A 5710-nucleotide genomic window follows, 5' to 3' on the forward strand; every position below is an offset into this window, starting at 1 on the left:
ATCGCATATTTACGGTCGGACATAAACTTGCCCGATTTGGCAAAATCGCCATCTGCATCCGCAAAAATGAAAACAACATTTTTATCATTTTTAAACTGAGTGTATAATTTGTTAATCGATGGCATTTCAGCTCTACAGGGAGGACACCAGGTTGCCCAGAAATTAAGAAAAATGACTTTTCCTTTTAAATCGCCAAGATCAATCACATTTCCTTTTACATCCTTAAACTGGATTCCGTCAAGGCTCGTTGCGATTTCCTTTGGGCTTTCAACTTTTGGCGAATAAAAACCAATTTCCATTAATCCCCTAATTAAAAATGCTTTTGCATCAGGTACAAAAACAATTATCAAAAGGATAATGATAAATAGTGCATTGAATATATTTTTCCTGATAAACTTCATAATTTACTATCCTCCTATTGTGTATAACAACGAAATTGACGCACAACTGGCATGTCCATAACTTATTACTAAACTCATCACTCCCCTTAAACCATTGACTAAATCGCGAGTCATAAAACCATAAATACAATGTTACTTTGTAAATATATATAATTGCTTAGGAATTACTACTTTTGGCCTGTTGAAAAAGCATAGACAAAACATTAAGAAATATTTATCGGCATTTATGCTGATTGTATTTGCTATTGCTTTAACTCCGTGGAGTGTACTTCACCACCATAACCCTCTTCCGGTTGTGCAGAAAGAGGTCAACTGTAAACATGTTAGCCACGTGCAGGCCCATGGCGATACCTGTTTAATCTGTAATGCTAGTTTTGAAAAAAATTATGTGCAAACGCACCACATTTACAGAATCTTCTTATCGGCCAAAATTTTTAGCCGAATCGAACCTACCTTAAACAATGCTTTTACCGAAATAAAGCGCACTTGCTTACGAGGTCCCCCTTTAGCATAATTTTTTCTTTTCAAGCGCATCCGCGCTTAATCAAATTATTTATTTGAAAAACTAAAACTGGCTTCATTTAGCTATTGCTTTGGTTTTTCTATCATTTTTATTTACTACAACACATGAAAAAATTACAGCTTATTGGCTTGGTAATTCTATATACATTATTAAGCAGCACTGTTTTTGCTGCCGCTTTAAAGAATATAACAGGTAAGGTTATTGATGCCAGCACCAAACAAACGTTGCCAGGGGCAACCATTTTTATTCCTGATTTAAAAGTTTCGGCAGTAACCAACAATGATGGAGAATTTACATTGAATAACCTTCCTTCAAAAGGAAGTTATCTTATTGAGGTACATTATATTGGCTATAAAACCACTACACAGGTGGTAAATTTTGCAAGCGCAGCCGGATTAGAATTTTCTTTACAACCTACTGCCATAGAAACAAAGGAGATTGTAATTACCGGAAGTTTGATCAGCAGTACCAGCAAAAGAAATAGTGCTTCTTCTGCAGTAATTGGCAAGGATCAGCTTTTACAGCCCTCAACCAATTTAATTGATGCCTTAACTAAAATACCCGGTGTATCACAAATTACTACTGGCCCATCTATTTCTAAGCCTGTAATCAGAGGCTTGGGTTACAACAGAATTGTAACTTTAGATGATGGGATAAAACAACAAGGCCAGCAATGGGGCGATGAGCATGGTATTGAAATCGATCAGTTTAAATCAGACCGCATTGAAGTTTTACGTGGCGCTGCATCGTTAATGTACGGTTCTGATGCACTCGGTGGTGTAATTAACCTATTAGAGCCAAGTACCGCACCCGAAGGGCAGATTAAAGGAGAATTTATTACCAATTATTCTACAAATAATGGCCTTACCGCTAACTCGTTAATGTTAAATGGTAACGAAAACGGGTTTGTTTGGAGAGCTCGCGGAACGTATAAAAATGCTTACTCTTTTAAAACACCAACAGGTTACTTCCCTAATTCGGGGTTTAACGAAACCGATTTAAGTGGTATGGTAGGTTTAAATAAAAGCTGGGGTTATACCCACTTAAACGTTTCTAACTTTCATAACAATATTGGCTTTTATGAGCCAACTTTAGATGACAATGGAAATTTTGTAAAAGAAGATGGTAGCGCTTTTACAAACGATGATTACAAAAACCGTACTTTAGAATACCCTCGTCAGGATATCAGGCACTTTAAAATTGCATTGAACAACAATTTCATTATCGGTAACGGCAATTTGAAAGCTGATTTTGGCTATCAACAAAACCAACGCCGTGAGTTAGATGGACCGGACCCTGCATTATTCTTCGATCTTAAAACCTACAATGCAGACCTGAAATATTATATACACGAAACCAATGGATGGCAGCCCGTTTTTGGGGTAAGTGTAGATGATGCACATAGCCAAAATAAAGGAACAGAATTTTTAATCCCAGCTTACGATACTTTTGGTTTAGGTGTTTTTGCTTTTGCCAAGAAAAACTGGGAGAACAATACATTTAGCATCGGTGCACGTTACGATTTTAGAAAAAACAACGGAAAACAATTATACGCACCAATTTAACGAAGAGTGGAACTTTAAAACTAACGTAGGTTCTGCTTTCCGTGCGCCAAATCCAGCAGAACTAGGATCAAACGGTGTGCACGAAGGTACTTTTAGATATGAAATCGGTAATTCTGGTTTAAGTCCTGAGCGCAGTTACCAGGTAGATGTGGCATTAGAATATGAAGGAAAAATTGTGAGTGCAAGTGCAAGTGTTTATAACAACTACATCCACAATTATATTTACGCTTCCAACAATGGCGAACAAAGAGAAGCTGAAGGTACACTTTATGATGTTTACCGTTACGGACAGGTAAACGCGAATCTTTACGGTGCTGAAGCAAGCTTAACCATCCACCCTGTTCCGTTTATCCACTTCGAGAATACCTTTGGATACGTTCATGCACAGAATAACACTTTAAACAGGCCACTTTCATTTATTCCTGCAGGAACTTTGAGAAACGAGTTGCGTTTCGAGCCTAAACTGAAAGGAACAAATGATGCATACCTATCTGTTGGTATCAACTCGGCATTTAAACAAACACGTGTGGATGATGTTTTCGAAACGCCAACCAGCGGTTATACGCTATTAAACGCAGGTATTGGTGCTACATTTAATTTAGGCAAACAACCAATCAAATTATCTGTTTCGGCCAACAACTTGCTAGATCAGAAATATTATGATGCTTTAAGTAGATTTAAACCAGGTCGTTTTGATCAGGAGAATCCTAATTTAGGCGTGTACAATACCGGTAGAAATATCACTTTCGGATTGTATGTTCCTTTTACACTGGTAAAATAACAAACAAATCCGTCATTGCGAGGCACGAAGCAATCTAATAAAGGCAAATTAATAGCTAAATAGATTTACTTTGTGCTTTGCAATTAATATCATATTATTTATTTGGAAAGCAATGGCAGTACCTTTTAGCTTGGCTCCGGTCCCGCTAATGTTCCTGCCCCGATAGAAAATCGGGACATCCACTTATATCGGGTTTAGGTGGGTTGGATTGAGGTACTATGTGCCAGCTACATCATAATTGATTAAAAAAGACAAAGCCGGCAAATGCCAGCTTTGTCTTTTTTTCTAAGATCGTCATGCTGTCCCGAATGTTCGGGATCAGCGTCTTTCTGGCACGTAAACCCTTAACCAGATGAAAAATTAGCACAGGGCAATAACCAATTATTATTTCTTAACCATTTCCCTTTTGGCCCTAATGTATTGGTTTGGCCATTCGGTATCATCGCCAAGCACTTGCGCCGCATGTGTAGGAAAATAAGCATCACGTAACGATTCGCGGGCAATAAAAATCAAATCAGCTTTGCCTTGTTCTAAAATTTCTTCCGCCTGCCGCGCCCCTACAATCACCCCCACAGCACCTGTATAAATGCCAATTTCATTTCTGATCTTATCAGCAAAAGGAACCTGATAGTTTGGTCCCGCAGGGATAAATGCATCAGGCACATTACCACCCGATGAGGTATCAATTAAATCAACACCGCGATCTTTTAACACCGCTGCCAATTGTAGCGAGTCGTTCTCGTTCCAGCCACCTTCCGTCCAATCCGTTGCAGAAATGCGAACAAATAAAGGCAAATTTTCTGGCCATACCGATTGTACAGCTTCAACCACATCGATTACCAAACGAATACGGTTTTCGAAACTTCCGCCATAAACATCTGTACGTTTATTGCTCAGCGGACTAAAAAACTGATGCAGTAAATAACCGTGCGCAGCATGTATTTCTACAACTTTATAGCCTGCATCCAATGCACGTTTAGCAGCTGCCCGGAAAGCAAAAACAATATCCTGAATCTCTGATATCGTTAATTCATGTGGTTCAACCTGTCCTGGCTTAAAAGAAATTGGAGATGGCGCAACTGGTTTCCAGCTATTTTCACCAGCGGCAATTTGTTCGCCACCTTTCCAGGGCACTTCACAACTGGCTTTTCTACCTGCGTGCGCCAACTGGATGCCCGCAATAGCCCCATTATTATGAATAAATGAAACAATCTGTTTCAATTTATCTACATGTTCATCTTTCCAAATGCCCAAATCGGCATAGGTGATTCTTCCATCGGCAGTTACTGCAGAAGCTTCCTGGATAATTAAACCTGCACCACCAACGGCACGGCTTCCTAAATGCACCAAATGCCAATCGGTTGCAAAACCATCAACAGCAGAATACTGACACATTGGCGAAATAACAATTCTATTTTTTAAGGTTACATCCTTTATGGTAAAAGGAGAAAATAATTTAGACATATCGTGTGATTTGCTTTTCCACAAACATACAATCTCCTCATATCTATTTTTTAACCACAAAGAACACAGAGAAAATTACAGAGGGCACAAAGCGCATCGTTTTAGATCGCAAATCAATTTCCTCATCCATTTTACGTTTTCCGTGTCAAACGCCCACCGCTATTCGCTTACCGCTAAACTTTTTTCTACAAAAATTTGGAGATTACCAAACAACATCATACATTAGTGTATTATTTAACTAATACAGTAGATATGATAAATATTAACAATCTTAATTTTGGCTACAGCAAGCATAAGCCATTATTTAAAAATATGAGCATGCGGTTAAGCAATGGTCATATTTACGGTTTGCTTGGAAAAAATGGCGCTGGCAAATCGAGCTTATTAAAAAATCTGGCCGGTTTAGTATATGCACAGAGCGGCACCTTGGAGGTAATGGGCTTTAATCCAGCAAAAAGACAACCCGCACTATTAGAGCAGATTTGTTTTATACCTGAAGAATTTTATTTGCCTTCAGTAAAAATAGATGCCTATTTAAAAGCAAATGCTCCATTTTACAAAAATTTCGATCACCAGTATTTTACCGATCTGATTAAGGAATTTGATATTCCGGTTGAACAGAAACTCATCAACATGAGCTATGGCCAGAAGAAAAAAGTAATTATCGCCTTTGGACTGGCTACACAAGCCAAACTGGTTATTATGGATGAGCCGACTAACGGTTTAGACATTCCTTCTAAAGCGCAGTTCAGAAAAATTATRGCTTCTGCGATGACAGACGAACGGTGTATCATCATCTCTACCCACCAGGTTAGGGATTTAGATAATCTGATCGATACGGTGATTATGCTCGATGAAAATGATGTAGCACTTAAAGCTTCGGTAGAAGAAATTACCGCAAAGTTAACTTTCAAAAAAGTAAAGGAAATTGATGACAGCATTATTTATGCAGAGGCATCACTCTCTGGTTATAATG

At 38.4% G+C, this 5710-nt stretch carries 5 protein-coding genes; 3 read left to right on the forward strand and 2 right to left on the reverse strand.

All coding sequences use genetic code 11. From position 1 onward, the window contains the following. Positions 1-401 (reverse strand): TlpA family protein disulfide reductase (locus tag AC1DPQ_RS24600; RefSeq protein WP_477611170.1); only part of this gene is annotated, 401 nt, incomplete at its 3' end. Positions 402-1028: 627 nt separating this feature from the next. Between AC1DPQ_RS24600 and AC1DPQ_RS24605 the strand changes: the two genes are divergently transcribed. Together AC1DPQ_RS24605 and AC1DPQ_RS24610 are read left to right on the forward strand one after the other, a co-directional pair. Then, a complete protein-coding gene (locus AC1DPQ_RS24605) occupies positions 1029-2489 on the forward strand; it encodes a TonB-dependent receptor (RefSeq protein ID WP_477611171.1) in 1461 nt (486 codons plus the stop codon). Continuing rightward, entirely contained in the window at positions 2434-3270 is an 837-nt protein-coding gene (locus AC1DPQ_RS24610; protein WP_477611172.1) for a TonB-dependent receptor domain-containing protein, read from the forward strand. Before AC1DPQ_RS24605 ends, AC1DPQ_RS24610 begins: the two co-directional genes overlap by 56 nt. Positions 3271-3654: 384 nt before the next feature. On the opposite strand, the gene AC1DPQ_RS24615 is transcribed toward AC1DPQ_RS24610, so the two are convergent. Next, positions 3655-4734 (reverse strand): NADH:flavin oxidoreductase/NADH oxidase, encoded by a 1080-nt coding sequence (locus AC1DPQ_RS24615; protein ID WP_477579965.1) that lies wholly within the window; start codon positions 4732-4734, stop codon positions 3655-3657. 252 nt (positions 4735-4986) lie between these two features. On the opposite strand from AC1DPQ_RS24615, the gene AC1DPQ_RS24620 reads away from it, so the two are divergent. Then, positions 4987-5710 (forward strand): ABC transporter ATP-binding protein (locus AC1DPQ_RS24620; RefSeq protein ID WP_477611173.1); only part of this gene is annotated, 724 nt, incomplete at its 3' end.

The sequence above is a fragment of the Pedobacter sp. 01T416_2 genome, from assembly GCF_056398925.1.